The sequence below is a fragment of the Halorubrum cibi genome (assembly GCF_900182635.1).
Lineage (GTDB): Archaea > Halobacteriota > Halobacteria > Halobacteriales > Haloferacaceae > Halorubrum > Halorubrum cibi.
Genome location: NZ_FXTD01000001.1, coordinates 417,285 through 439,497 on the forward strand (window position 1 = coordinate 417,285; position 22,213 = coordinate 439,497).

Sequence of the window (22,213 nt, forward strand, 5' to 3'; positions counted from 1 at the left end):
CTCGAGCGTTCTCTCCGCCGCCTTCCCGTGCCCTCGCCGGCCTGAGCGACCGGACTCAATCGGCGGTCGCCGACTCGGCCCCCGACGCAGCGTCCGCGGGCGGGTTCGCCGAGAAGTAGCTCGCCAGCGCCGGCCCCGAGACGTTGTGCCAGACCGAGAACAGCGCCGGGATCAGCGCCGCCTCCGGGCTGAAAAAGGACGTCGCGAGCGCGACCGCGAGCCCGCTGTTCTGAAGCCCGACCTCGAACGCGCAGGCGCGGGCGCGGTCCTCGGACATCGAGGTCAGCTTCCCGATCCCGTACCCGGAGCCGAGCCCGACCGCGTTGTGGATCACGACGGCCGCGAACGCCAGTGCCGCGGCTGTCAGGATGTTCTCGACGTTGAGGCCGACGACGGCGGCGACGATAGCGACGATAGCCGCGACGCTCACCGCCGGGAACACGTCGAGACCGACCTCGGCCACGCGCGGGGCCCGCCGGTCGAGGACGTACCGGATCGCGAACCCGAGCACGACCGGGATCAAGACGATCTGGACGATCGTGACGAACATCTCCATGAACGTCACCTGAAGGCTCTCGCCGAGGATGAACACGACCCATGCGGGCATGACGACCGGCGCGGCGAGCGTCGTGACGGTCGTGATCGCCACCGAGAGCGCCACGTCGCCCTTCCCGAGGTACGTCATCACGTTCGAGGCGGTGCCGCCGGGCGCGGCCCCGACTAAGATCAGCCCCACTGCGAGCGCGTCCGGGAGGTCGAAGGCGGCGACGAGTCCCCACGCCGCGAGCGGCATCACGAGCCACTGGGCGACCGCGCCGATCGCCACGTCGCGGGGGCGCTCGACGAGCCGTCTGAAGTCCGCGGGCTCGAGCGTGAGCCCCATCCCGAGCATGATGACCCCGAGGAGCGGCGTGATGTACGGCGCGATCGGCGTGAACGTCCCCGGCGAGTACAGCGCCAACGCCGAGGCGACGAGCACCCAGACGACGAAGTACTTGCTCGCGACCCGGCTCGCCCGCCGGATCCCGTCGGTTCCGATGCTCACGAAACGACCCTCCGTTTTCGTGTCATACTGGACGTTCGTGGGATCTGCTTTTTGACTCCGTCGCTTCCGGCGACCCGCTCGTCCGAGTCAGCCCTCGATCCCGGCCGCCTCGACGACCCGCTCGGCCTGGCGGGTCGCGCGCTCGCGGACCGCGTCGGCGTCGATCCCGACGTGCTCGCCGCCGTCGTACCGAACCGTGCCGTCGACCATGGTGAAGACCACGTCGTCGCCGTGGGCGGCGTACACGAGGTGCGAGAGCGGGTCGTGGACGGGCGTCGCCCGCGTCTTCTCGGTCGTGAGCCCGATCACGTCGGCGGCGTACCCCGGCGTGAGCCGGCCGATCCGGTCGAACCCCGCGGCGCGCGCGCCGTTCTCCGTCGCCATCCGGAGGACCGTCTCCGCCGGGAGCCTGGTGGGGTCGCGGGCGTCCACCTTCCCGAGCAGGCTCGCCTGACGCATCTCCGTGAAGGGGTCGAGCGTGTTGTTACACGGCGGCCCGTCGTTGCCGAGCGCGACCGCGACCCCGCGGTCGAGGTAGTCGTGTATCGGGGCGATCCCCGAGGCGAGCTTCATGTTCGAGGAGGGGCAGTGCGTGACGACGGTGTCCGTCTCGGCGAGCACCTCGCGCTCGCTCTCGTCGGTGTGAACGCAGTGCGCGAGCGTCACGTCCGGCCCGGTGAGCCCGACCTCGTCGAGCCAGTGGACGTTCCGTCGCCCCGTGGCGGCCTCGACCGCCTCGATCTCCTCCTCGTTCTCGCTGGCGTGGGTGTGGATCGTCACCCCGTCGTGGCGGTCGGCCAGATCGCGGCAGCCGCGCAGGCACGCCTCGCTACAGGTGACGGCGAACCGTGGCGTGACCGCGTATCGCACCCGCCCGCCGGCCGCGCCGTGGTACTTCCGTATCAGTTCCTCGCTCTCCGCGAGCGCCTCGTCGGTCTCCTCGAGCAGGCCGTCCGGCGACTCCTTGTCCATCAGCACCTTCCCCAGTCGCCCGCGGATTCCCGTCTCGATCGCCGCCTCGAACGCCTCCGCGGCGTGGTTCACGGAGAGGTGGTCGACGACCGTCGTCGTCCCCGACTCAAGACACTCGAGGTAGCCGAGCTCGGCGGCGGCGCGCGTCGCTTCCGCGTCCATCGCCGCCTCCATCGGCAACACGGCCTCGAAGAGCCAGTCGAGCAGCGCGTCGTCGTCGGCGATGCCCCGCCCGAGCGACTGGACGGAGTGGACGTGGCCGCCGACCAGTCCGGGCGTGACGATGTCGAAGCGCCGTCGCTCGTGGTCGGGATACGTCTCGCGGAGGGTCGCCGCCTCGCCGACCGCGGCGATCGCGTCGCCCTCGATCGCGACCGCGCCGTCCTCGATGACGGTGTCGGCGTCGGCGACGACGGTTCCGGTTACCAACATGTCCGTCCGTTCCTGGCGGGTGACGCTCAAGAGTCTTGTCCATCGGTTTCGGACGTTCCGGGTCGATCGCGTCCGATCCGCCCCCGCCTCTTATCTATCGCGGCGTCCAATCGCCGGCGAACAGGCCGCCCATGAGCGCATCCTCGGACGCGATCCGTGTCCTCCACGTCGACGACGAGCCGGAGCTCGCGGAGGTGGTCGCGACCTTCCTCGAACGTGAGGACGACCGGATCGACGTCGAGACCGCGTCGAACGCGAGCGAGGGGTTAGAGCGCCTCGCCGACGGCGACGTCGACTGCGTGGTCTCCGACTACGACATGCCCGGCCGGAACGGCATCGAGTTCCTCGAGGCGGTCCGCGAGGAGCGCCCGGACCTCCCCTTCGTTCTCTACACGGGCAAGGGCAGCGAGGAGGTCGCGAGCGAGGCGATCGCCGCCGGCGTCACGGACTACCTCCAGAAGGAGCGCGGAACCAGCCAGTACGCCGTCCTCGCGAACCGCGTCGCCAACGCGGTCGAGCAGTACCGGACCGGCCAGCGGGCCGCCGAACTCGACCGCATCCGCACGCTCGCCAGCGACGTCAACCAGGCGATCGTGCGCGCGGACTCGCGGGCGGCGGTGGAGGCCCGCGTCTGCGAGATACTCAGCGACTCCGACCCCTACCTGTTCGCGTGGATCGGCGAGATCGACCCCGAGACGAACCGCGTCGAACCGCGAACGTCCGCGGGCACGGAGCGCGGCTACCTCGACGGGATAACCATCACTACCGACGAGCGTCCCACCGGACGGGGTCCCACGGGCACCGCGATCCGGGAACGGCGGGTCGCCGTCTCACAGGACGTCACCGAGGACCCAGAGTTTGAACCGTGGAAAGCGGAAGCCGTCGAACGCGGGTTTCGATCGGTGGCCGCCCTCCCGCTCGAGTATCGGGACACGCTGTACGGCGTGTTGACGGTCTACGCCGACCGGCCGAACGCGCTCGACGCGAACGAGCGCGACCTCCTGGCCGAACTCGGAAACGACGTCGCTCACGTCCTCCACTCCTTCGAGGTGCGGGAGAGTCTCCGCGAGGAGCGTGACTTCGTCGATCAGGCCCTCGATTCGCTCACCGACGTCTTCTACGTCGTCAACGCCGACGGGACGTTCCGCCGGTGGAATGACCACCTCACGGCGGTCACCGGCCACACGGACGAGGCGATCGGGCGGATGCGGGCGACCGACCTCTTCCCCGAGGACGACCGGGAACGGGTCGCCGACGCACTCAACGAGGCGCTCGCCGCCGGAGAGACGACCGTCGAGTCCGCGCTTCTGACGGCGGCCGGTCACCGGGTCCCCTACGAGTTCACCGCGTCACGCCTGACCGACCTCGACGGGGATCTGATCGGGCTCATCGGGATCGGCCGGGACCTCACGGAGCGGAAGCGACGCGAGCGGCAACTCGAACGGCTCGTCGACAACCTGCCGGGGATGATCTACCGGTGTGTGAACGAGCCCGGGTGGCCGATGGAGGACGTTCGCGGGGAAGTGACCGACCTGACGGGGTACCGTCCGAGCGAGTTGACGGACGGGACCGAGATCTACGGCGAGCGGATCATCCACCCCGACGATCGAGCGGAGGTCTGGCGTTCGATACAGGCCGCGCTCAACGAGCGGGAGTCGTTCGAGATCACCTACCGGATCCACACCAAGGAGGGGGACCTCAAGTGGGTGTGGGAACGCGGGCGGGCGATCCGCACCGACGACGGCCGGGTGGAGGCGCTCGAGGGGTTCATCACGGACGTCACCGGACAGGAACGGTACACGCGAGTCATCGGCGCGCTACACGAGACCGCGCAGTCGGTCATGCGGGCCGACACGGCGGAGCGCGCGGCCGAGATCGCCGTAGAGGCCGTTCACGACGTCCTCGACATGCCGGCGAGCGCCATACACCTCCACGACGAGGAGGACGGGACGCTGGTGCCGGTCGCGTGGACGGACGTGACCGAGGAGATCGTCGGGGAACCCCCGGTCTTCGGCCTCGGGGAGGGACTCGCGGGAAAGGCGTTCGAGACGGGTCGGCCGCTGATCTACGACGACATCTCGACGGTCCCCGAACGGTTCAACCCCGATACGCCCGTTCGGAGCGAGATCGTCCTCCCGATCGACGACCACGGCGTGCTCCTCATCGGGTCGACCGCTCCCGAGGCGTTCGATGACACGGACGTCTCGCTCGCCGAGACCGTCGCAGCGCACACGACGACCGCGCTCGATCGGATCGAGCACCACCGGGATCTCGAACGACAGAACGAACGGCTGTCGGAGTTCGCGAACATCGTCTCTCACGACCTGCGGAACCCGTTGAACGTGGCCTCGGGGAATCTCGAACTCTCCCGGGCGGAGTGTGACAGCGAACACCTCGACGCGGTGGCGAAGGCGCACGACCGGATCGGAGTGTTGATCGACGACCTACTCGAGTTGGCGCGCGAGGGAAACGGCGCGACCGACTCGACGCCGGTCGATCTCGCCGATCTCGTCCGGGACTGCTGGGAGAACGTGGACACCGGCGCGGCGACGCTCGACGTCGCCGCCGATCGCACGATCCGAGCCGATCGGAACCGACTCACGCAGCTCTTGGAGAACCTGATCCGGAACGGGGTCGAACACGGCGGCGACGACGTGACGATCTCGGTCGGCGATCTGGACGACGGGTTCTACCTCGCCGACGACGGCACCGGGATCCCGCCGGACGAGCGCGATCGGGTCTTCGAGTCCGGCTACTCGACGCGCGCGGACGGAACCGGGTTCGGCCTCGCGATCGTCGAGGAGGTCGTCGACGCACACGGCTGGGACGTGCGGGTGACCGAGAGCGAGACCGGCGGGGCGCGCTTCGAGATCACCGGTCTCGAACTCGACGCGGCGTAGCTCTCCGAGTCCCGTCCCGATCCCCGTCGGGAGGCGATCCGATCCGGCTCCGATCCCCCGCGGGACGCTTCCGAGCCGCCCCGTCGAATTTCACGGGGACGCGGAGTCCGACTCCAGCGCCGTCTCGATCTCCGTCATCCCTTCTTCTCGTCCTCGAGATCCGTCTCGATCGACCGTTCCCTCGAGCTCCTCGGTCTCGAGGAGTCGGTCGAGCCGGCGCTCGAACTCCTCCTCACCGATCTCGCCGGTCGCGTACCGCCGCCGGAGCGTCGCGACCGGGTTAGCGGCGTGACTCTCCGATCGCCCGGCGTCCGCGCTCGCCGCCGTCTCCGTCGTCGCGTCCGCGGGCTCGACGAGCGGGAAGTCCTCGCCGAGGACCGCCACGAGCGGGAGCAGGATCAGGAAGCCGACCACGAACGTCGCGGGGACGAGCACGCCGAGCTCGAGGACCGTGAAGAGCGAGGTCAGGCCGAACGAGAGCACCGCGATCAGTCCCATAAGTCGCTTCTTCTCGAGCGTGGGGAGGGCGGCCATGGCTGGACATAGCTCGGCCAATTGAAAAAAGCGTGTCGCCGTCGGTCTCCGACCGTCTCCGGACCGTCACACGTCGTCGACGCACCATCGACGCGCCACCGAGCGCCATCGACGGCTATTCCCGTCGTCCCCGCGCAGCGATCCCCATGTTGCGGTACGTGACGACGAACCCGGGCAAGGTCCGCGAGGCGGAGAGCTACCTGGCGGACGGCTCGGTCAGCCAGCTGGACTTCGATTACGCGGAGATACAGGCCGCCGAGCTCGCGCCGATCGCGGCGCGCGGCGCGCGTGAGGCGTACCGGGAGGCGGGCGGGCCCGTCCTCGTCGACGACGCGGGGCTGTTCGTCGAGACGCTTGACGGCTTCCCCGGCCCCTACTCCTCGTACGTGGAGGACACCCTCGGGATCGACCGCGTCTGGGAGATCGCCCGCGACCTCGAGGACCGCCGGGCCGCGTTCCGGTGTACCCTCGCGTACTGCGACGGCGCGGGGTTCGCCGCCAGCCCGGACCCGGTCGACCGGGGCGACCGCGTCGCCGCCGCGGCCGCGGGACCCGACGATGCGGGGTCGGATGGGACTCCCGGGCCCGACGGAACCGGCTCCGAGACCGAACGCGCCGAGCCGCTCCCCGTCAAGCTCTTCGAGGGGTACGTGCCCGGCCGGATCGTCGCCCCGCGCGGCGACGGCGGGTTCGGCTACGACCCGATCTTCGAACACGACGGCGAGACGTTCGCGGAGATGGACACCGAGCGGAAGAACGCGGTCTCACACCGCGGCCGGGCGCTGGAGAAGTTCGCGGAGTGGTACGCGGACCGCTGACGCGACGCGCGGTCGATCCGACTCACCACTCCCGCGCGTCCCGGTCCGGGCCGGGATACTCGCCGCCGACGACCTCGGGATAGAGCCGCTCGGGCGAGAACACGCTCGCGAACGCGCGCGGCTCTCGCACGCTCACGGGGAACCGACTCGTGAGTCCCGCGGCCGCGACCGCGCTTGTCAGCGCCGGATCGAGGCTGATGACCTGCATCGCGCCGCCGCGGTACGCCGACGCTAACGCCGGGTGGTCGCCCGCGGGATGGGTCGCGGGCTCGCGCCACGCCGACACGTGCTCGCGCCAGTCGCGGGCGAGTTCCGGGTCGGCGAGCGACGCCACGACCGCCTCGGCGTCTGCGAGGAGGGCGTCGCTGGCGACGAGCGTCGTCCAGGCGTGTCCCCTGAGGCGATCGAGCGCGTCGCGGGCGGGCCCGCCGACGAGGAGATCCGCCGCCAACACGTCAGCGTCGGCGACGACCCTGGCGGGGCTCGGGTCGGGTCGGGCGTCGGTGCCGGCGTCGCTCATGTCTTCGTCCCCCTCCGTGTCCCGTTCCGCGCGCCGCTCCGCGAGCATCCGCGAGATCGCCTCCTCGTCGACGTCGTAGTCGGTCGCGCGCTTGAACAGGTCGCCGAAGGTCATATCGGTCCCTCGCTCGCCGCACGTATCGACCTTCCGGACCGGATGCCGGATCGTCGAATCGGTCGTGTGACGCGGACCGCCGCCCGCGACGTGGGACGCCCGTCGGACGGCGGGCACACGTCTGACGCGGATATAAGTCCATTCAGTCGGTCGATCTCGTCAGGCGCGTCGCTCCGATCGACCTCGGAGTGGAGTGCCGATTCCCCCGGTTTTCCCGACGCCGCCGTGACTCCTCGTCTCCGACGCCGTTCGATCGCCGATCCATGCGCCATCATACCAAACAACGATGTGGGAGGGGTCCGTATTCGGGGTATGGTAGACGACACGTCCGCGACCGCCACCGCGGGTCGAATCGGGTCGCTCACTTCGACACACTGGGTCGGCGTCGCGGCCGCGGTCGCGAGCGCGCTCGTCCATCTCGTGTTGGGGATGGGGTTCCTCGGCGACTTCCTCGAGACCGGGCTCACCGTCTCGCTGGCGATGGGCGTCTCCTTCCTCGTCGCGTTCGCGGGGTTCCTGATCGGCGTCTGGTTCGTCCTCACCGATCGCTTCCGTCCGACCGTCTACCTGCTCGGGATCCCCTTCACCGCCGGACAGATCGTCCTCTGGTACGCCTTCAACAGCCCTGGCCTCCCCGCGCCGCCCGCGATAAACCCGCTTTCGGCGGCCGACAAGCTCGCGCAGGTCGTCCTGATCGGGGTGCTCGTGGTCCTGTACCGCCGGGAATCGTAGCCGGGGTAAGCCGGAGGTCCTCACGCGATCGGACTCACGGCCTACTCACAGCCGACCGCTGGCGACGAGCCAGTCGCGCACGAAGGAGGCGACGACCGGCACCGCCACGGCGGTCGTGAGAACCCGCGAGAAGCCCTGACCGGGAACCGGCGACAGCGCGAGCCACGTCGCGAGCATCGTCGCCGCGCCGATCGGCCGCCGGAGTCGGCTCGGTCGAAGGTCGTGCGTCGCGAGCCCCAATCGTCGTCGGCGGCGGAGCCCGTAAGCGAAGAGCGGCCGGGCGAGTCCGACAGCGAGGAACGCCACCGGAGCCGCGCCGGCGACGACGGCGACGGTCGCGGCCACGAGGACGGTCGCGCCGTCGACCTCCACGTCGAGTTCCGCGCCGAGTTCGGTCACCGCGTCGGTCGCGCGCGCGAGCGCGCCGTCGACCGCGTCACCGCCGGCGGCGATCGCGAACAGCCCGGCGGCGAGCCAGTCGATCGCACTCCCGCCCGCGGTCGGATCGACCACGAGGTACGCGCCGAGCAACGCGAGCGCGGACGCGCGGAGAGTCGTCACGACGGTCGCCGCCGTCACCGGCTCGGTGCCGGCCGCCTCGCGTGCTCTCCCTGCCGCGACCCGGATCGCCGCGACCGCGACCACGCCGCCGAGCCCGACGCCGGCGAGCGCGACGAACGGGAGTCCGGCGGCGAGCAATCCCGCCGCGCCGATCCCGGTCGGGACCGCCCACAGCGCGACGAGGGGACGCCAGCCGCCGTCGATCGGGAGCCGGCGAACGACGCGGTCCGTCGGGGCCATCGTGTCCACCAGGGGACCGTCGCGAAAACCACTTTCGGCGGGCGGGGAGGGAAGCGACGGGACCCCTCGTCCCGTCACTCGAATCGGTTCGGAGACAGGTACGCCGCGATCTCCGGGTCGACCGACTCGCCGGCGATCCGCTTCGAGAGGAACTCGCCGACCGCGGGTGCGAGCGTGACGCCGAGTCCGCTCATGCCGCCGGCGAGATAGAAGCCGTCGACCGCCGATTCGCCGACCACCGGAACGCCGTCGGGCGTGAGCGTCCGGACGCCGACCCAATCGGCGACCACTTCGGCCCCCTCGAGCCGCGGGATCGCCGCCTCGATCCGATCGCCGATCTCGAGGTAGAAGTCGTGGTCGACCGATCGGGCGTCGGTCGGGTCGAGGCGCTCAGCGTCCTCGTAGCTCGCGCCGAAGCTCCCGCCGAACGCCTGAGTTCGTCCCTCGCCGCGGACGTAGATGCCGTCGCCGAACTGAACGAAGGGAAGCGAGAACGGGTCCTCCTTCCCGAGGACGACGACCGGCCCTCTGTTGTGTCTGAGGGGCAGCGAGACGCCGGCCACGTCGTTCACCGCCGGTGCCCACGGCCCCGCCGCGTTCACCACGGCGGCCGCGGGTCGCGTTCCCTCCGCGGTCTCGACGCCGACGACTGCCCCCTCCTCGACGCGGACGTCCGTCACTGCGGTGCCGGTCTCGACGGTCACGCCGCCGTCGGCCTCGGTCGCCTCGCGGACGTAGTACCGGACGATCTCCGCGGGGTCGAGGTAGCCGTCGTTCGGCGTCCACATCGCGCCGGCGACCGCGTCGGGGTCGAGCCCGTGGTCGGCGAGCGCGGCCGGCTCCAGCAGCGACGCCTCGACGCCGAGGTCCGCGAGCGCCTCCGTGGCCTCGCGGAGATCGGCCAGCTCCCGGTCGCTTCGGGCGACGTCGAGCGTCCCGATCCGCTCGAAGTCGAGGGTGCCGTCCTCGATCAGCGGCTCGTAGTGCTCCCACGCGCGCTCGCGAAGCTCGTGGCTCAGCGGGTCCGGACTCGACTGGTGGCGGACGAATATCGCGACGGAGTCGCCGGTGGTCCCGGAGCCGAGCGCGTCGCGCTCGTAGAGGACGACGGGTCGCGGGTGATCGCGCAGGTGATACGCGAGGCTCGCGCCGACGATGCCGCCGCCGACGATGACGATCGGATCCATCGAATTCTCGGTCTCCGCAGTCCGGTAAAAACCTCGTGTTCGGCTCGAGGAAGCCGGCGGTCGCTCGAATGGTAGAGGGACCAGCGACGGAATCGCGGTGGCGCGTGCCTGCGAGGCCGCTTCGCGGCCGAGCAGCACCGCGCGAGGGACGCGGCGAGCGGAGCGAGCCGAGAGGCTGGGGAGGCGTGAGGCGCGGGGCTGTGCGGGCGGGGCGGGACTCAAAGGGGCAGTCACGAGGGCGAAGCACACCGACGCAAGGACCACAGGAGCGAGCAACGCGAGCGACGAGAACCGCAGCGAGGTGCGCGAGCCCTCGTGACTGGGGCTTTGGAGATGTTCGTCGCGATCGCGTCCCTCGATCAGTACGACGGAGCCATGAGAGTCCCTTCAAGACGGTGTATACTCGAATCATCTCCGTATGAGCGGGGACACGCTTTTGATCGCTCGGTCCGTGGTGATCCCGTGTACTCGGTTCGCGTCTCCCGGCGGTTCATCGCCCAGCACTTCCTGACCGTGCCGGACGCCGGCCCGGAGAACGAACTCCACTCCCACCGCTTCGAGGTCGACGTGGAGGTGGCCGGTCCGGAGCTGAACGAGCACGACTACCTCGTCGACATCGACGACCTCGCCGGGCGGATCGACGCGCTCGTCGACGAGTACGCCGACGCGACGCTCAACGACCGCCCGCGGTTTGAGGGGAACAACCCGAGCGTCGAGCGGTTCGCCCGCGTCTTCTGTGACCGCCTGCTCGAGGGGATCGAGACCGAGGGGATCGAGACGGCGACCGTCACGATGTGGGAGGACGAAACCGCGGCCGCGAGTTACGAGACGGTAGTCGGGGAGTAGATCGGTCGATACGAGATCGGTCGATACGGAATACTCGGTGGTGCGTAGTTGCTGGCGCGTGAACATCATCAAAGCCCCAGCCGCTCGGCTGTACTGATCAACGAATACGACCGCAGAGAAGACTACCAAAGCCCCAGCCACGAGGAGGCCGTACGCTCGCTGTCGTTCGAGACGGCGAAGCCGTCTCGTGATGACGAGAGAGCTCCGCTCTCTCGAACCACGCTCCTCACTCGGTCGCTCACTTCGTTCGCTTCCTCGTTGCGGTGCTTGCGTCACCTACGGCCTCCTCGTGGCTGCCCCTTTGAGTCCCACCCCGCCCAGCACCGCCCCACCCAGCACCTCACACCTCCCCAGCCTCGTCGCCGGACTACGTCCGGCTGCCAGAGGCGCGGAGCGCCTCGCTGCGGCTCCTTCCAGTCGCCGCGTCCCTCGCGCAGTGCTGCTCGGCCGCGAAGCGGCCTCGCAGGCACGCGCCACCGCCTACAAACCGGGAATCGCGGTCGTGGGAATCCGCAATCTCCTGCGATCTCGGTCAGTACGTCAACAGCACGCCGACCGCCTCCTCGGGTCGCTCCTCGAGCAGTTCGTACGCGTCGGCGGCCTCCGCGAACGGGATCCGGTGGGTGAGTATCGGGTCGAGATCCAGTCCCGTGAGCCGCTCCCAGGCGACCTCCCGGCGTCGCTCCAGCGACCAGCGACCACGGAGCGCCGGCTCGATCGTCGACACCTGGCTGCTCTCGACGGCGATCCGGTCGCGGTGGAAGCTCCGTCCGAGGTCGAGCTCGGCGGATTTCGTCCCGTACCACGAGCCGACGACGACCCGCCCGTCGTACCCGGTGGCCGCGATCGCGTCGTCGAGGGCGTCGGGCGCGCCGCTCAGCTCGTAGGTGAGGTCCCGTCCGGGGGGGTCGCCCTCGCGGAGGCGCTCGACCGCGTCCGCTCCGGGGGGCAGGCTCCGGTCCGCGCCGATCCGCTCGGATCGCTCTCGACGGGTGGGACAGGCGTCGACGGTGGCGAGCTCCGCGATCGACGAGTCGGCGAGCAGCGCCGCCGTCGCGAGGCCGATCATCCCCTGGCCGAACACGCCGACGCGCTCGCCGATCCGGGGGTTCCCGTCCATGAGGAAGTTGACCGCGGTCTCCACGGTCGGGAACAGCGCGGCCTGCGCGTCGGTGACCCCGTCGGGGACGGGCTGGAGCTCGTCCGGCGACGCCGTGAACGCGCTCGCGTGCGGCTCGAACGCGAACGCCCGCCGTCCGCGCCAATCGGGATCGACGTCCTCGCCGACCGCGTCGACCTCGCCGACTGCGGCGTAGCCGTACGACAGCGGGAACGAGAGGTCGCCGTCGAGCGACTCCAGCGCCGGGTCCGCCGGGAGGTCCGTCGGCGCCTCTCCCCGGTAGACGAGCCGCTCCGTGCCGGAGCTGATCGCCGAGACCGTCGTCCGAACACGGACCTCGTCGCTCTCCGGAACCGGGTCCGCGACCGACTCCACCTCGACCGTCCGCGGCGCAGTGAACCGCAGTCGGCGTGCGGTCATCGTCGCGACCGACTCCGAGAGACGGGGTCGGTGCGATCGATCGCCCGGTGTCGAGGCCGATCCGTCCGCGAGAGCGGACGGATTCGCGGGTGCGGCGGGCGGGTGCGTGGGTACATACGTCTCCCACGGGTGTGAGAACCGTAAACGTTGGCCGTGACGGCGGTCGCGTCGATCGACCGGAGTCGGGCGCCGGTGAACTACTCGGGTCCGTCCGCGAGCGTCTCGCTCTCCTCGTCGAACCCGTCGTCGTACCGGAGACAGGCGATCCCGTGGCCCGTGTCGAGTTCGTACTCCGCGGGGTGGTGTCGCTCGCACGGCGAGGTGAACGCCGAGTCGAGCAGCGCCGCGGCCGCCTCGACTCGGCCGTCGTGGAGCGTCGCGATCGCCTCCGCGAGCGCCCCCTCCGCGTCGGCGTCCGGAAGCGTTCCCGGGAGGCCGAACTCCTCGCGAACCGACCCGTCGAACGTCTCCCACGGCGTCTCGGTCGGATCGGCTCGGGTGGCCGTCACCGACGCCGCGTCGTCGGTCTCTCGCGCCCGGAGCGTCAGGTCCGTCACGCCCCGCCAGACCTCCGAGGAGAGGTCGTAGTCGGCGTCGGGAACGATTCGCGGACACCGGGTGTGAAACCGACACCCCGAGGGCGGATCGATCGGTGACGGGACCGTCCCGTCGAGGCGGACCCCGTCGCGCTCCCACTGCGGATCGGGCTCGGGGATAGCCGAGAGCAGCGCCTCGGTGTACGGGTGGTACGGCGGTTCGAACACGGTCTCCGTCGGTCCGCGCTCGACGAACTCCCCGAGGTACATCACGGCCACTCGGTCGGCGACGTGTTCGATCACGCGCAGGTCGTGCGCGATGAACACGTACGAGAGTCCGAACTCCGCCTGGAGCTCCGAGAGGAGGTTGAGGATCTGCGCTTGAACGCTGGCGTCGAGTGCACTCACCGGCTCGTCACAGACGATCACCTCGGGATCGACCGCGAGCGCGCGGGCGATCCCGAGTCGCTGCCGCTGTCCGCCGGAGAACTCGTGTGGATAGCGGTTCGCGTGACTCCGCTTCAAGCCAACCGTCTCCAACAGCTCGCGGACACGCTCGTCGCGCTCCGCGCCCGTCGCGAGCCCGTGGACCTCGAGCGGCTCGCCGACGACGTCGCCGGCGGTAAGTCGCGGGTTCAGACTCGAGAGCGGGTCCTGAAAGACGTACTGGAGATCCCTCCGGTGGTCCCGAAGATCGGGGCTCGACAGCGCCGTCAGGTCCTCGCCCCGGTGATACACCGACCCGGCGGTCGGCTCGATCAGCCGGAGCGCGCTCCGGGCGAGCGTCGTCTTCCCGCAGCCGGACTCGCCGACGATCCCGAGCGTCTCGCCCTCCCGTAACTCGAAGTCCACGCCGTCGACGGCCCGCACCGTCCGCGACCGTCCGAGAAGCCGGTCGAGGAACCCGTCCGTCGAGTCGTAGTGCGCCTTCAGTCCCTCGACGCGGAGGACCGATTCGGTCGAATCACCCATCGCAGTCGCCTCCTCTCTCGGCGTGTTCACCCGTCGCTCCGTCGATCTCCACCGAGTAGTCCAGCCCGCCCTCGAGGCCGTCGGTGTACTCGAGACAGGCGGCCGCCCGATCGGTCCCGATCGTCGCCGGCTCGCCGGTCTCCGGGTCGACGAGCGACGGGTTCCTTCGAGTACACGCCTCCTCGGCGAAGGGACACCGGGGGTGGAAGCGACAGCCCGAGGGTACGTCGATCGGGTCAGGCGTCGTCCCCGGGATCGTCGGCAGCCGATCGCGGCCGTCGCCGACGCGCGGAATCGCGCTCATCAGCCCCGCCGTGTACGGGTGTTTGGGGTCGTAGTACAGCTCCTCGATCGCCGCCGTCTCGACCGCTTCGCCCGCGTACATAACCATCGCTCGGTCACACGTTCCGGCGATCACGCCGAGATCGTGGGAGACGAGCTGAACCGCGACGCCGAACTCGTCGGTCAGGTCGGCGAGCAGATCGAGGATCCGGGCCTCGACGGTGACGTCGAGGGCGCTCGTCGGCTCGTCGGCGACGATCAGGTCCGGCTCACACGACAGCGCCATCGCGATCGTCGCTCGCTGGCACATGCCCCCGGAGAGCTCGTGGGGATAGTCCGAGTACCGGGCGTCGGCGTCGGGTATCCCGACGCGGTCGAGAAGCCGGATCGTCCGGTCGCGAGCGACTTCCGGATCGCATTCCAGGTGGTGTTCGACGGTCTCGGCGATCTGCTCGCCGACGGTGTAGACGGGGTTCAACGCGGCGCGAGCGTCCTGAAAGACCAGCGCGATCCGATCGCCGCGGACCGACCGGAGTTCGGACTCGTCCATCGACAGGAGGTCTTCTCCCTTGAATCGGACCTCCCCCCGCTCGATCCGTCCGGGATCGTCGATCAGGCCGAGCACCGCGCGCGCCGCCACGCTCTTTCCCGCGCCGCTCTCGCCGACGACACCGAACGTCTCGCCCGCCTCGACCCGATAGGAGAGGCCGTCGACGGCGGTGACGATCCCCTCGTCGGTGTCGAACCGGGCCGTCAGGTCCTCGACCTCGAGGAGGGCCGTCACGGCTCGTCACCTCGGCTCTCGTGGTTTCCTCCGCCGTCGCGCGCGTCTCCGCGTCCCTCGAGTCCCCCACGTCCCCCGCGATCCACGCCGATCGCGCGCGCGTCGAGCGCGTCGTTGATCCCGTCGCCGATCACGTTCACCGCCAGCACGAAGACGAAGATCGCCCCGCCGGGGTACACCGTCGCCCACCACGGGATCGCCCCGCCCGGCCCCCGGATCAGCGTCTCGCGCGTCGCGTCGAGCATCGTGCCCCACTCGGCGGTACTCGGGTCCATCCCGAGCCCGAGGAAGCCGAGCGCGGCGACGCCGATCACGACGCTGCCGACGTTGAGTGACGCCAACACGACGAGCGACGACAGCGCGTTCGGCGCGACGTGTCGGCGGATGACGCCACGGTCGCGCGCGCCGACCGCCTTCGCCGCCAACACGTAGTCGCGCTCCGCGATCGACAGCACCTCCCCGCGGACGAGGCGGGCGTACCCGGCCCACCCGAAGAGGCTGAACGCGAGCACCAGCTGCCAGTAGCCGCCCCCGAGCGTGGCGACGACGACGAGCGCCAACACGAGACCGGGGAACGCGAAGACCACGTCGACGATCCGCATCATGGCCTCGTCCACCCGCCCACCGTAGTACCCCGATATCGCCCCGTAGAACAGCCCGAACGCCGCCGTCAGCCCGACGACCACGAACCCGATCGAGATGCTGTAGCGACCCCCGACGAGGACTCGCGAGAACAGGTCGCGACCGGCCCCGTCGACGCCCATCGGGAACCGCGCGGACGGCGGGTCGTACGGGCTCACGCTCGGGTCCACGGACAGGTAGAGGATCGTCGTCGGGTCGTAGGGCGCGAGCGCGAACGGCTGGACGACCACGCCGAAGACCTCGACGGGCCGCGCGAGAAGCGAGACGAGCGCCATCGCGACGACGACTCCGAGGGCGACCATCGCCGAGCGGTTCCGTCGGAACCGCCGGAATCCCCGCCGCCACCGCCCGACCGTCGTGCCGTTCGTCACCCTCTCGCCGTTCTCGCGGCCGTCGCTCCCGGCGTTCGCGCCGTCGTCGCGTTCGCCGGTCGGCTCGTCGCCCGCCTCGCTCCACTCGGAGAGCGGGTCGCGCTCGCGGACGCGGTCCGCGTCGAACCCGACGATCCGGATCCGCCCTCGTTCGGCGGTTCGGCGGCGCATTCGGTTCCCTTTCGAATCGGTCGCCCCGTCGTCGCTCTCAGTCATACCTGATCCTCGGGTCGAGCACGGCGTACAGGACGTCCGCGAGGAAGTTCGCGAGGACGACGCATACGGCGGTCACGAGCGTGATCGCCATCACGACGTTGATCTCCCGTCGGTCGATCGCCTGAACGAACTCGGAACCGAGCCCGGGCCAGTTGAACACGCTCTCGACGACGACCGAACCGGCGACGATGCCGGCCGTCAGCGCGGCCGCGAGCGTGACGACGGAGACGAGCGAGTTCCGCAGGACGTGTTTGAACACGACCGTTCGCTCGGGCAGTCCCCTCGCGCGCGCGGCGGTGACGTACTCCTCGTTCAGCTCCTCGGCCATCGACGTCCGCATCACGCGGGTGAGGGTCGCGGCCGCCGCGGTCCCGATCGTCACTCCCGGTAACAGGAGGTACCGGAGCGTCTCCGGGTGATACAGCGGCAGCCGCGAGGGCGGTAACACGGGGAACAACCCGAGGCGCAGCGAAAAGACGAGGATCAACAGCAGGCCGAGCCAGAAGTTCGGGATCGAGACGCCGGACAGCGCCAACACGCGACTCGCGAGGTCGCCGATCTCTCCCTTGTTCACCGCCGCGTAGATCCCCGTCGGGATCGCGATCGCGACCGCGAAGACCCAGCCGAAGAGCCCCAAGACGAGGGTTTCCGGGACACGCCGCCACACGACGGCCGAGACCGCCCGTCCCGTCCGGATCTCCCGGCCGAAATCGCCGACGAGCACGTTCGAGAGCCACTCGAGGTACTGCCGCCACACCGGCCCCGAGAGCCCCCACCGCTCGCGGAGCCGCGCCTCCTCGGCGGCGCTCACGTCCGGGTTCAACGCGACCACCTGCGAGACGGGGTCTCCGGGCGTCAGGTGGAACAGTCCGAAGGTGACCGCCGACACGCCGAACAGGACCGGGACCACGGCGAGCCCGCGCCGGAGAACGAACCGTCTGAGACTCATCGAACTGGCTCCGCGGTCACGACGACTCGCCGTACTCGGCGGCCATCTCCTCGAGCAACTCCTCCGCGCGGTCGACGTCGTACTCGTTCAGCGGTCGAATCGCCTCCTCGAGCGCGTCGTAATCGGTCGTCCCCGCCCCGCGAGCGATCCGCGGGATCGGCGTCCAAGCGGGTTCCGCCCAGCCGTTCAACACGTTGTCCACGATCCGTTGACGGGGGATCAGGTGATTGACCGCCTCCCGGAGCCGGGGGTCGTCCCACGGCTCGACGTTCACCGGATACTGGAGGTAGTCGTACCCTCCGGCCTCGACGACGTGAACGAGGAACCCCTCGGCGTCGTCGAAGTCCGCGAGCGTCCCGCTCGCGACGTCGTACGTGAGATCTATCTCGCCGCTCCGGAGCGCACCCGCCCGCGTCGCGTCGTCGGGGACGACCTCCACTTCCACGCCGTCGACGACGGGGCCGTCCGGGAACGCGTCGGGGCCGTCGAACCACTCGAACGCCGCCTCGACGCCCCGCGATCCGACCCAGTAGTCGTCGAACCTCGCGACCTCGAGGTACTCCTCGTCGACGAACTCGCCGAACTCGTACGGGCCGGTTCCGATCGGCGTGACCCCCTCGCGAGGGTCGATCCCGCCCTTCTCGACGGCGGCGATCTGGTCCGAGCTGAGGACGTAGATCCCCGGCAGTTCACGCTCCGCCTCGGCGTCGGGGACCTGCGCGTACACGTCGACGACGTACTCGTCGACCGCGACCGCGGCGAGCACGGAGTCGAACGTCTGCGGGGCGGTCGCCGAGTTCTCGTAGTACTCGTAGCTCGCGACGACGTCCTCGGCGGTCAGCTCGCTCCCGTCGTGGAACTCGACGCCCTCCCGGAGCTCGTAGCGGAACCGCATCCCGTACGTCCCGTCCGCGGCCGCTTCGCGGGCGTCCTCGGGGAGCAGAACGCGAACCTCGTCGGCGGTCGCGGGGTCGTCTTCGGGGTGACGAACGATCACCTGTTCGTCGACGTCGACCGCGCCCTCCGCCGTGGTCCCCGCGGTCCGCATGTACTCCTCGTAGGCCGTGCGGTCGACGTTCCGAACGTCGCGAAGCTCGTAGCGCTCGGCGAGCCACGGGTAGACGTTTCCCTCGGCGTCGTTGACGACGAGCCCCTCGAAGAGGAGGTTCTGGAGCATCGTCGACGTCGTGTCGCTGCTGTGGGGCGGATCGAACGAGTTCGGGTTCGTCGAGACCGCACCCGTGAGCGTCCCGCCCTCGACGAGGTCCGCGAGGTCCGAATCGCCGGCCCGGCGATCCCGGTTGATCCAAACGACCTGCTCGTCCTGTGGCGCGTACAGGGCGTAGCCGAACAGTCCCTCCTGGAACGGCCACATCCCGAACCCGTGGACGTCCGCGTTCGACACGGCGGTCTCCACGCCGAAGTGGGTGAAGGAGGTGTACCGCTCGTCGGCGAGGGTCCGCCAGATCTCGTCGTACGTCTCCGCGCGGAACTGCGGGTCCTCGACGACCTCGATCCCGTACCGGGCGGAGTCGAGAAGCTCGTCGAGTTCGGGGTCGGCGATCCCCGTCAGATTACAACACGCGCCGACGTTCGCCGAGTTGTGGATCACGTTACAGAAGCTGTGCGGGTTGAACGTGCCGGAGAGGCCGATGGCGGGGAGGTAACCGTTTCCCTGATACTCCGGGTTGATCACCCGATCGAGGTACGCGTTCCACTCGTAGGTCTCCACCTCCGTCTCGAAGTACCCGGTCTGCTGGAGGGACTCCGCGATGAGTTCGACCATCCGGATGCGCTCGTCCGTCCCGCCGGTCTCGAGACGCACGGAGAGGGGAAAGAGGCCGCCGTCATCCGGATCGGAGCCGGCGGACCCCGAGGGTTCGGTGGCCCCCAGACCACCGCACCCGGCGAACCCGGCGGTCCCCGCGGCCCCGATCGTCGCGAGGAGGTTCCGCCGGTCGAGACGCCGACTCTCGTCGGCGGCTTCGTGTCGATTTGCCATGCCGTGAAAAATTCCCCGCCGGTATAATATGTTACGGAGGGGTATCCGTTCGCCGACTGCTCGTTCCCGGCGAAACGACACCGCTTCCGGCGAGATGACACGGCTTCCAGCAAGATGACACGTCCGTGCTGCGGATCGCCGTCCGCTCAGACCCGGTCGGCGATGTAGCGGTCGATCCGGTCCACGAGTTCGGGCCGGAACGTCCAGAATCCGTCCCAGACGTTCGGTTCGTCCTCGAGCGCGACGAGCGCGGCGTGATCCCCGTTTCCGCCGTTCGGTCCGTTCCGGGCGTCGGCTCCATCCGGCGGCGTGAAGACCACGAACCACGATCGGCGGTAGGGGTACGACGAACCCGTGTGGACCGTCACCGGAAGCGTCTCCGCGGAGTCGGCGTCGTCCACGCCGTAGACGTGGACGTCGACGCCGCTTCGCGCGACCGACTCGTACACCTCGTAGGTTCCCCGCTCGTCCCTGAGCCGCGAGAGCCGCTGGAACGACGCCCGCAGCGTCCCGCCGCCCGTCTCGTTCGCGATCCGTTCTATCACCCGCGAGATGACGATCAAGAGCAGCTTCTCCTTGTTGGATTCGGGGTACCCCCGTACCCTAAACGGCACCTCGTCGAGCCCGCGGAGCACGTCGGGGAGGTCGACCTCGCCGAGGCCGATCGCGCCCGTCCGGTAGAGGTCGGAGTTGATGAGAAGCACCGACTCCAACAGCTCGTCGAGCGTCGAGTGGGCGAGCACCTCGCCGTCCTCGACCAGCGCGACCACGTCCGCGTCGCCGTCGGGGACCTCCGCGTCGCGTATCGACACGGGCTGCCCCTCGAGCAGCGAGTCGAGCAGCCCTCTGACCGGATCCGGCGACGACCGGTTGAGCACGACGAGGGACCGATCGGGGGCTTCGATCTCCTCGAAGAACGCGCGCAAGGAGTCCGGGTCCATCATGAATCTCTCCCGGTTCGATCCGGGCGAGCCTCACCTATAGTGTTTGTCCACGGGGAAAACTCCGCAAATCGGACGGATCCGTCATCGGACACGTGTCTTTTCGTGTGCTACGATACTTTCTGGGATCGCAAGACTGTGCGGCGTTTGACGTTCTCGGTTCTTCTGCTGTACTTTCCGAACTCTACACCGAGGGACAGAAGGAACAGTCCACCTCGATGACGTGGTTCACGGCCGACGACCACCGGTGCCAAATCCACCGAATCCTTCCCCCATATCTCGCCGTATCGAGGGGTTTTCGTCACTCAGTCGTCGTCAGCGGTGTACGCGCCGCCACGACGTTTGATACGTGCGACGACGAGCCGTCGGTCGTCCTGCCTGAAGCTCACGGAGAGCCGGAACTCCCCGATGCGTATCTTTTTGTACGGGCTGTTCTGGAGCGGCTCGCCGTAATCCGGCGGGTCGCGCCACGGCGAGGAGACGATCTCATCGAGCTTGTCGAGTATCCGGTCTTGGTCGGCGGGGGAGAGTCCGTCGAGGTCGTCTTCGGCCGTCGAGGAGAGTTCCCAGGTCCACCCGCCCTCACTCATCCGTGCCGAACCGTTCGCGGGCTTCCTCGGCGCTCGTCGTTCGTCCCTCGCGGATGTCCTCCTCGGCTTCGAGCAGGGCGACGAGTTCGTCGCGGTCGAACGTCGGGAACTCGACGGCGTCCCGAAGCGTGTACCGGATGAACTCGCTCCGACTGTTGAACCCGCGTCCCTGCCACGTATCGTCTATCTGTTCGAGGAACGACTCGGTGAGTTTGAAATTCACCGTGGCGATGTCGTCCCCGCCGTCGTCGTCGTTCGTGGCTGCTTCAGACATATAGACGTAATACGCTGGTCTTACCGATAGTCGTTTCGGCGGAACATCACTCACCGCGTAACCGACGTGGATAGCCGCATCGAGGGGCATTTCTATCACGTTCCTGACTACGGTTCATCGTCCGTCCTGTGAGTGTGGATTAACGAAATCAGGGGTGTCGCTTGAGGGGACGCGCCTCCGGTCGATCTCGGGGCAATACCGGCGCTGTCCGTGAATTAATTTGTGAGTACTGACAATTCACCGAATCGCATTACGGCGAGGAGTTCCCTGTTTAGCGAGAGAAGCGAATCTTGAACGGGTTTCGTTCAAGCGATCGTAGTCAGAAAAGTGTGCGTACAAAGAGTGTACAGTAGAAAGAGCCTAGGCCGGGATTTGAACCCGGGGTCTCGTCCTTACCAAGGACGCGCTTTACCGCTAAGCTACCCAGGCGCGCAATACGTCGTTGACCGGAACCGACTTTAGGGGTTTCGATCCACACCGTCCGTGTCGTCTGATTCCACGCCTACCGGTCGGTCGCGCTCACAGCCCGGTCGGAGATGTCGGCGATGCGGTCGGCGGTCGTCTCGGGCAGCGCCCGTCCCGGCGGCGGGAACTCCCGGTCGCAGTCGGCGGCGAGTTCGCGGGCGTACTCGAGCAGCTCCGCCGGCGGGTCGCCGCCGACCGCGGTGGTGCCCGCGACGACCGCGAGTTCGAGGGCGTCGACCTCGAGGTTCCGATCGAGCGCCGCCGCCTCGGCGGGATCGACGCCCTCCGCCTCGCGTTCCGTCTGGTCGCGGCCGAACGCGCGCACGACCTCGACGGCCGCGGCCGCCGCGCCGGTGTGTGCGAGAAGCGAGAACCCGCGGGAGACGAGCACGTCCGCGGCCAGCACGTCCATGTCGGCGTCGATGTCGGACTCGCGGGTGGCGGCGGTCGCCCACGGCTCCTCGTGGGCGAGCCACCGCGTGAGCCGGAGCCCCTCGTAGATGAGTTGGACGCCCGCGGCCCGGTCGACGACTTCCTCGAGGTCGACCTCGGGGTCGAGCGCGCGGGCGGTGACGAGCGAGAGGACACCGGGAGTTACCGCGGCGTCGACGAGGCGGTCGTCGAGGGTCTCACGGAGGCGTTCGGGCTCGACGTTCGCGAGCGCCTCGCGTGCGGCATCACGCGCCCGCGCGACATCGTCCATTAGCGATCCGTTCGGCAGGCAAGGGCAAAGACCTTTGGAAACCGC

General features: G+C 69.3%; 20 protein-coding genes and 1 tRNA gene. 4 read left to right on the plus strand and 17 right to left on the minus strand.

Annotated elements, in window-relative coordinates:
* Window positions 1-55 precede the first annotated feature (55 nt).
* Together FN829_RS01995 and FN829_RS02000 are read right to left on the minus strand one after the other, a co-directional pair.
* A complete protein-coding gene (locus FN829_RS01995; RefSeq protein ID WP_394348699.1) occupies window positions 56-1,039 on the minus strand; it encodes a bile acid:sodium symporter family protein in 984 nt (327 codons plus the stop codon).
* A gap of 93 nt (window positions 1,040-1,132) precedes the next feature.
* Window positions 1,133-2,449, minus strand: a complete 1,317-nt coding sequence (locus FN829_RS02000) for a 5'-deoxyadenosine deaminase (RefSeq protein WP_142985323.1) — start codon at window positions 2,447-2,449, stop codon at window positions 1,133-1,135.
* A gap of 131 nt (window positions 2,450-2,580) precedes the next feature.
* Here FN829_RS02000 and FN829_RS02005 point away from each other — a divergent pair, with 131 nt between their 5' ends.
* A complete protein-coding gene (locus FN829_RS02005; RefSeq protein ID WP_142985324.1) occupies window positions 2,581-5,349 on the plus strand; it encodes a GAF domain-containing protein in 2,769 nt (922 codons plus the stop codon).
* A 90-nt stretch (window positions 5,350-5,439) separates the two neighbouring features.
* Here the strand turns inward: FN829_RS02005 and FN829_RS02010 are convergent, their stop codons facing one another.
* Window positions 5,440-5,883 carry an SHOCT domain-containing protein gene (locus FN829_RS02010; protein WP_142985325.1) on the minus strand — a complete coding sequence of 148 codons (444 nt, stop codon included), beginning with the start codon at window positions 5,881-5,883 and terminating at the stop codon, window positions 5,440-5,442.
* A gap of 146 nt (window positions 5,884-6,029) precedes the next feature.
* Between FN829_RS02010 and FN829_RS02015 the strand changes: the two genes are divergently transcribed.
* Entirely contained in the window at window positions 6,030-6,701 is a 672-nt protein-coding gene (locus tag FN829_RS02015; protein WP_142985326.1) for a non-canonical purine NTP pyrophosphatase, read from the plus strand.
* A gap of 22 nt (window positions 6,702-6,723) precedes the next feature.
* Here the strand turns inward: FN829_RS02015 and FN829_RS02020 are convergent, their stop codons facing one another.
* Window positions 6,724-7,335: a DUF7384 family protein gene (locus FN829_RS02020; RefSeq protein ID WP_142985327.1), complete on the minus strand. Its 612-nt coding sequence runs from the start codon at window positions 7,333-7,335 to the stop codon at window positions 6,724-6,726.
* 312 nt (window positions 7,336-7,647) lie between these two features.
* Between FN829_RS02020 and FN829_RS02025 the strand changes: the two genes are divergently transcribed.
* Window positions 7,648-8,067 (plus strand): DUF7475 family protein, encoded by a 420-nt coding sequence (locus FN829_RS02025; RefSeq protein WP_142985328.1) that lies wholly within the window; start codon window positions 7,648-7,650, stop codon window positions 8,065-8,067.
* A gap of 45 nt (window positions 8,068-8,112) precedes the next feature.
* Here FN829_RS02025 and FN829_RS02030 read toward each other — a convergent pair whose 3' ends face one another.
* A complete protein-coding gene (locus FN829_RS02030; protein ID WP_142985329.1) occupies window positions 8,113-8,868 on the minus strand; it encodes a CDP-alcohol phosphatidyltransferase family protein in 756 nt (251 codons plus the stop codon).
* Window positions 8,869-8,942: 74 nt separating this feature from the next.
* Window positions 8,943-10,055, minus strand: coding sequence for an NAD(P)/FAD-dependent oxidoreductase (locus FN829_RS02035; protein WP_142985330.1), 1,113 nt, complete (start codon window positions 10,053-10,055; stop codon window positions 8,943-8,945).
* A gap of 462 nt (window positions 10,056-10,517) precedes the next feature.
* Between FN829_RS02035 and FN829_RS02040 the strand changes: the two genes are divergently transcribed.
* Window positions 10,518-10,901: a 6-pyruvoyl trahydropterin synthase family protein gene (locus tag FN829_RS02040; protein WP_142985331.1), complete on the plus strand. Its 384-nt coding sequence runs from the start codon at window positions 10,518-10,520 to the stop codon at window positions 10,899-10,901.
* A gap of 532 nt (window positions 10,902-11,433) precedes the next feature.
* On the opposite strand, the gene FN829_RS02045 is transcribed toward FN829_RS02040, so the two are convergent.
* The 11 genes from FN829_RS02045 to FN829_RS02095 all read right to left on the minus strand — a co-directional run bounded on the left by FN829_RS02045 (window position 11,434) and on the right by FN829_RS02095 (window position 22,168).
* A complete protein-coding gene (locus FN829_RS02045) occupies window positions 11,434-12,441 on the minus strand; it encodes a zinc-dependent alcohol dehydrogenase (RefSeq protein ID WP_142985332.1) in 1,008 nt (335 codons plus the stop codon).
* A gap of 197 nt (window positions 12,442-12,638) precedes the next feature.
* Window positions 12,639-13,949, minus strand: coding sequence for an ABC transporter ATP-binding protein (locus FN829_RS02050; RefSeq protein WP_142985333.1), 1,311 nt, complete (start codon window positions 13,947-13,949; stop codon window positions 12,639-12,641).
* Window positions 13,942-15,015: an ABC transporter ATP-binding protein gene (locus tag FN829_RS02055; protein WP_142985334.1), complete on the minus strand. Its 1,074-nt coding sequence runs from the start codon at window positions 15,013-15,015 to the stop codon at window positions 13,942-13,944. The genes FN829_RS02050 and FN829_RS02055 overlap by 8 nt, the downstream gene beginning before the upstream one ends.
* Window positions 15,012-16,244 carry an ABC transporter permease gene (locus tag FN829_RS02060; protein WP_246066421.1) on the minus strand — a complete coding sequence of 411 codons (1,233 nt, stop codon included), beginning with the start codon at window positions 16,242-16,244 and terminating at the stop codon, window positions 15,012-15,014. Before FN829_RS02060 ends, FN829_RS02055 begins: the two co-directional genes overlap by 4 nt.
* Window positions 16,237-17,193 carry an ABC transporter permease gene (locus tag FN829_RS02065; protein ID WP_142985335.1) on the minus strand — a complete coding sequence of 319 codons (957 nt, stop codon included), beginning with the start codon at window positions 17,191-17,193 and terminating at the stop codon, window positions 16,237-16,239. Before FN829_RS02065 ends, FN829_RS02060 begins: the two co-directional genes overlap by 8 nt.
* A gap of 16 nt (window positions 17,194-17,209) precedes the next feature.
* On the minus strand, window positions 17,210-18,979 hold the full coding sequence (locus FN829_RS02070; RefSeq protein WP_142985445.1) for an ABC transporter substrate-binding protein: 1,770 nt from the start codon (window positions 18,977-18,979) through the stop codon (window positions 17,210-17,212).
* A gap of 362 nt (window positions 18,980-19,341) precedes the next feature.
* Window positions 19,342-20,136, minus strand: coding sequence for a DICT sensory domain-containing protein (locus tag FN829_RS02075; RefSeq protein WP_142985336.1), 795 nt, complete (start codon window positions 20,134-20,136; stop codon window positions 19,342-19,344).
* A 305-nt stretch (window positions 20,137-20,441) separates the two neighbouring features.
* Window positions 20,442-20,726, minus strand: a complete 285-nt coding sequence (locus FN829_RS02080) for a type II toxin-antitoxin system RelE family toxin (protein WP_142985337.1) — start codon at window positions 20,724-20,726, stop codon at window positions 20,442-20,444.
* On the minus strand, window positions 20,719-21,000 hold the full coding sequence (locus FN829_RS02085; protein ID WP_142985338.1) for a ribbon-helix-helix domain-containing protein: 282 nt from the start codon (window positions 20,998-21,000) through the stop codon (window positions 20,719-20,721). Before FN829_RS02085 ends, FN829_RS02080 begins: the two co-directional genes overlap by 8 nt.
* 357 nt (window positions 21,001-21,357) lie before the next feature.
* Window positions 21,358-21,429 (minus strand) — tRNA-Thr (locus FN829_RS02090).
* Between the two features lie 73 nt (window positions 21,430-21,502).
* The gene (locus tag FN829_RS02095; RefSeq protein ID WP_142985339.1) at window positions 21,503-22,168 is read right to left on the minus strand and encodes a DUF7114 family protein; all 666 of its coding nucleotides are present in this window, start codon (window positions 22,166-22,168) and stop codon (window positions 21,503-21,505) included.
* Window positions 22,169-22,213: the final 45 nt, after the last annotated feature.

Excerpts from the sequence above, each read along its gene's own strand:
- FN829_RS02020 (WP_142985327.1), bottom strand. The coding sequence starts at position 7,335 with ATGACCTTCGGCGACCTGTTCAAGCGCGCGACCGACTACGACGTCGAC.
- FN829_RS02095 (WP_142985339.1), bottom strand. The coding sequence starts at position 22,168 with ATGGACGATGTCGCGCGGGCGCGTGATGCCGCACGCGAGGCGCTCGCG.
- FN829_RS02050 (WP_142985333.1), bottom strand. The coding sequence starts at position 13,949 with ATGGGTGATTCGACCGAATCGGTCCTCCGCGTCGAGGGACTGAAGGCG.
- FN829_RS02005 (WP_142985324.1), top strand. The coding sequence starts at position 2,581 with ATGAGCGCATCCTCGGACGCGATCCGTGTCCTCCACGTCGACGACGAG.
- FN829_RS02075 (WP_142985336.1), bottom strand. The coding sequence starts at position 20,136 with ATGGACCCGGACTCCTTGCGCGCGTTCTTCGAGGAGATCGAAGCCCCC.
- FN829_RS02015 (WP_142985326.1), top strand. The coding sequence starts at position 6,030 with ATGTTGCGGTACGTGACGACGAACCCGGGCAAGGTCCGCGAGGCGGAG.
- FN829_RS02080 (WP_142985337.1), bottom strand. The coding sequence starts at position 20,726 with ATGAGTGAGGGCGGGTGGACCTGGGAACTCTCCTCGACGGCCGAAGAC.
- FN829_RS02010 (WP_142985325.1), bottom strand. The coding sequence starts at position 5,883 with ATGGCCGCCCTCCCCACGCTCGAGAAGAAGCGACTTATGGGACTGATC.
- FN829_RS02035 (WP_142985330.1), bottom strand. The coding sequence starts at position 10,055 with ATGGATCCGATCGTCATCGTCGGCGGCGGCATCGTCGGCGCGAGCCTC.
- FN829_RS02030 (WP_142985329.1), bottom strand. The coding sequence starts at position 8,868 with ATGGCCCCGACGGACCGCGTCGTTCGCCGGCTCCCGATCGACGGCGGC.
- FN829_RS02045 (WP_142985332.1), bottom strand. The coding sequence starts at position 12,441 with ATGACCGCACGCCGACTGCGGTTCACTGCGCCGCGGACGGTCGAGGTG.
- FN829_RS02085 (WP_142985338.1), bottom strand. The coding sequence starts at position 21,000 with ATGTCTGAAGCAGCCACGAACGACGACGACGGCGGGGACGACATCGCC.
- FN829_RS02070 (WP_142985445.1), bottom strand. The coding sequence starts at position 18,979 with ATGGTCGAACTCATCGCGGAGTCCCTCCAGCAGACCGGGTACTTCGAG.
- FN829_RS02025 (WP_142985328.1), top strand. The coding sequence starts at position 7,648 with ATGGTAGACGACACGTCCGCGACCGCCACCGCGGGTCGAATCGGGTCG.
- FN829_RS02000 (WP_142985323.1), bottom strand. The coding sequence starts at position 2,449 with ATGTTGGTAACCGGAACCGTCGTCGCCGACGCCGACACCGTCATCGAG.
- FN829_RS02065 (WP_142985335.1), bottom strand. The coding sequence starts at position 17,193 with ATGAGTCTCAGACGGTTCGTTCTCCGGCGCGGGCTCGCCGTGGTCCCG.
- FN829_RS02060 (WP_246066421.1), bottom strand. The coding sequence starts at position 16,244 with ATGACTGAGAGCGACGACGGGGCGACCGATTCGAAAGGGAACCGAATG.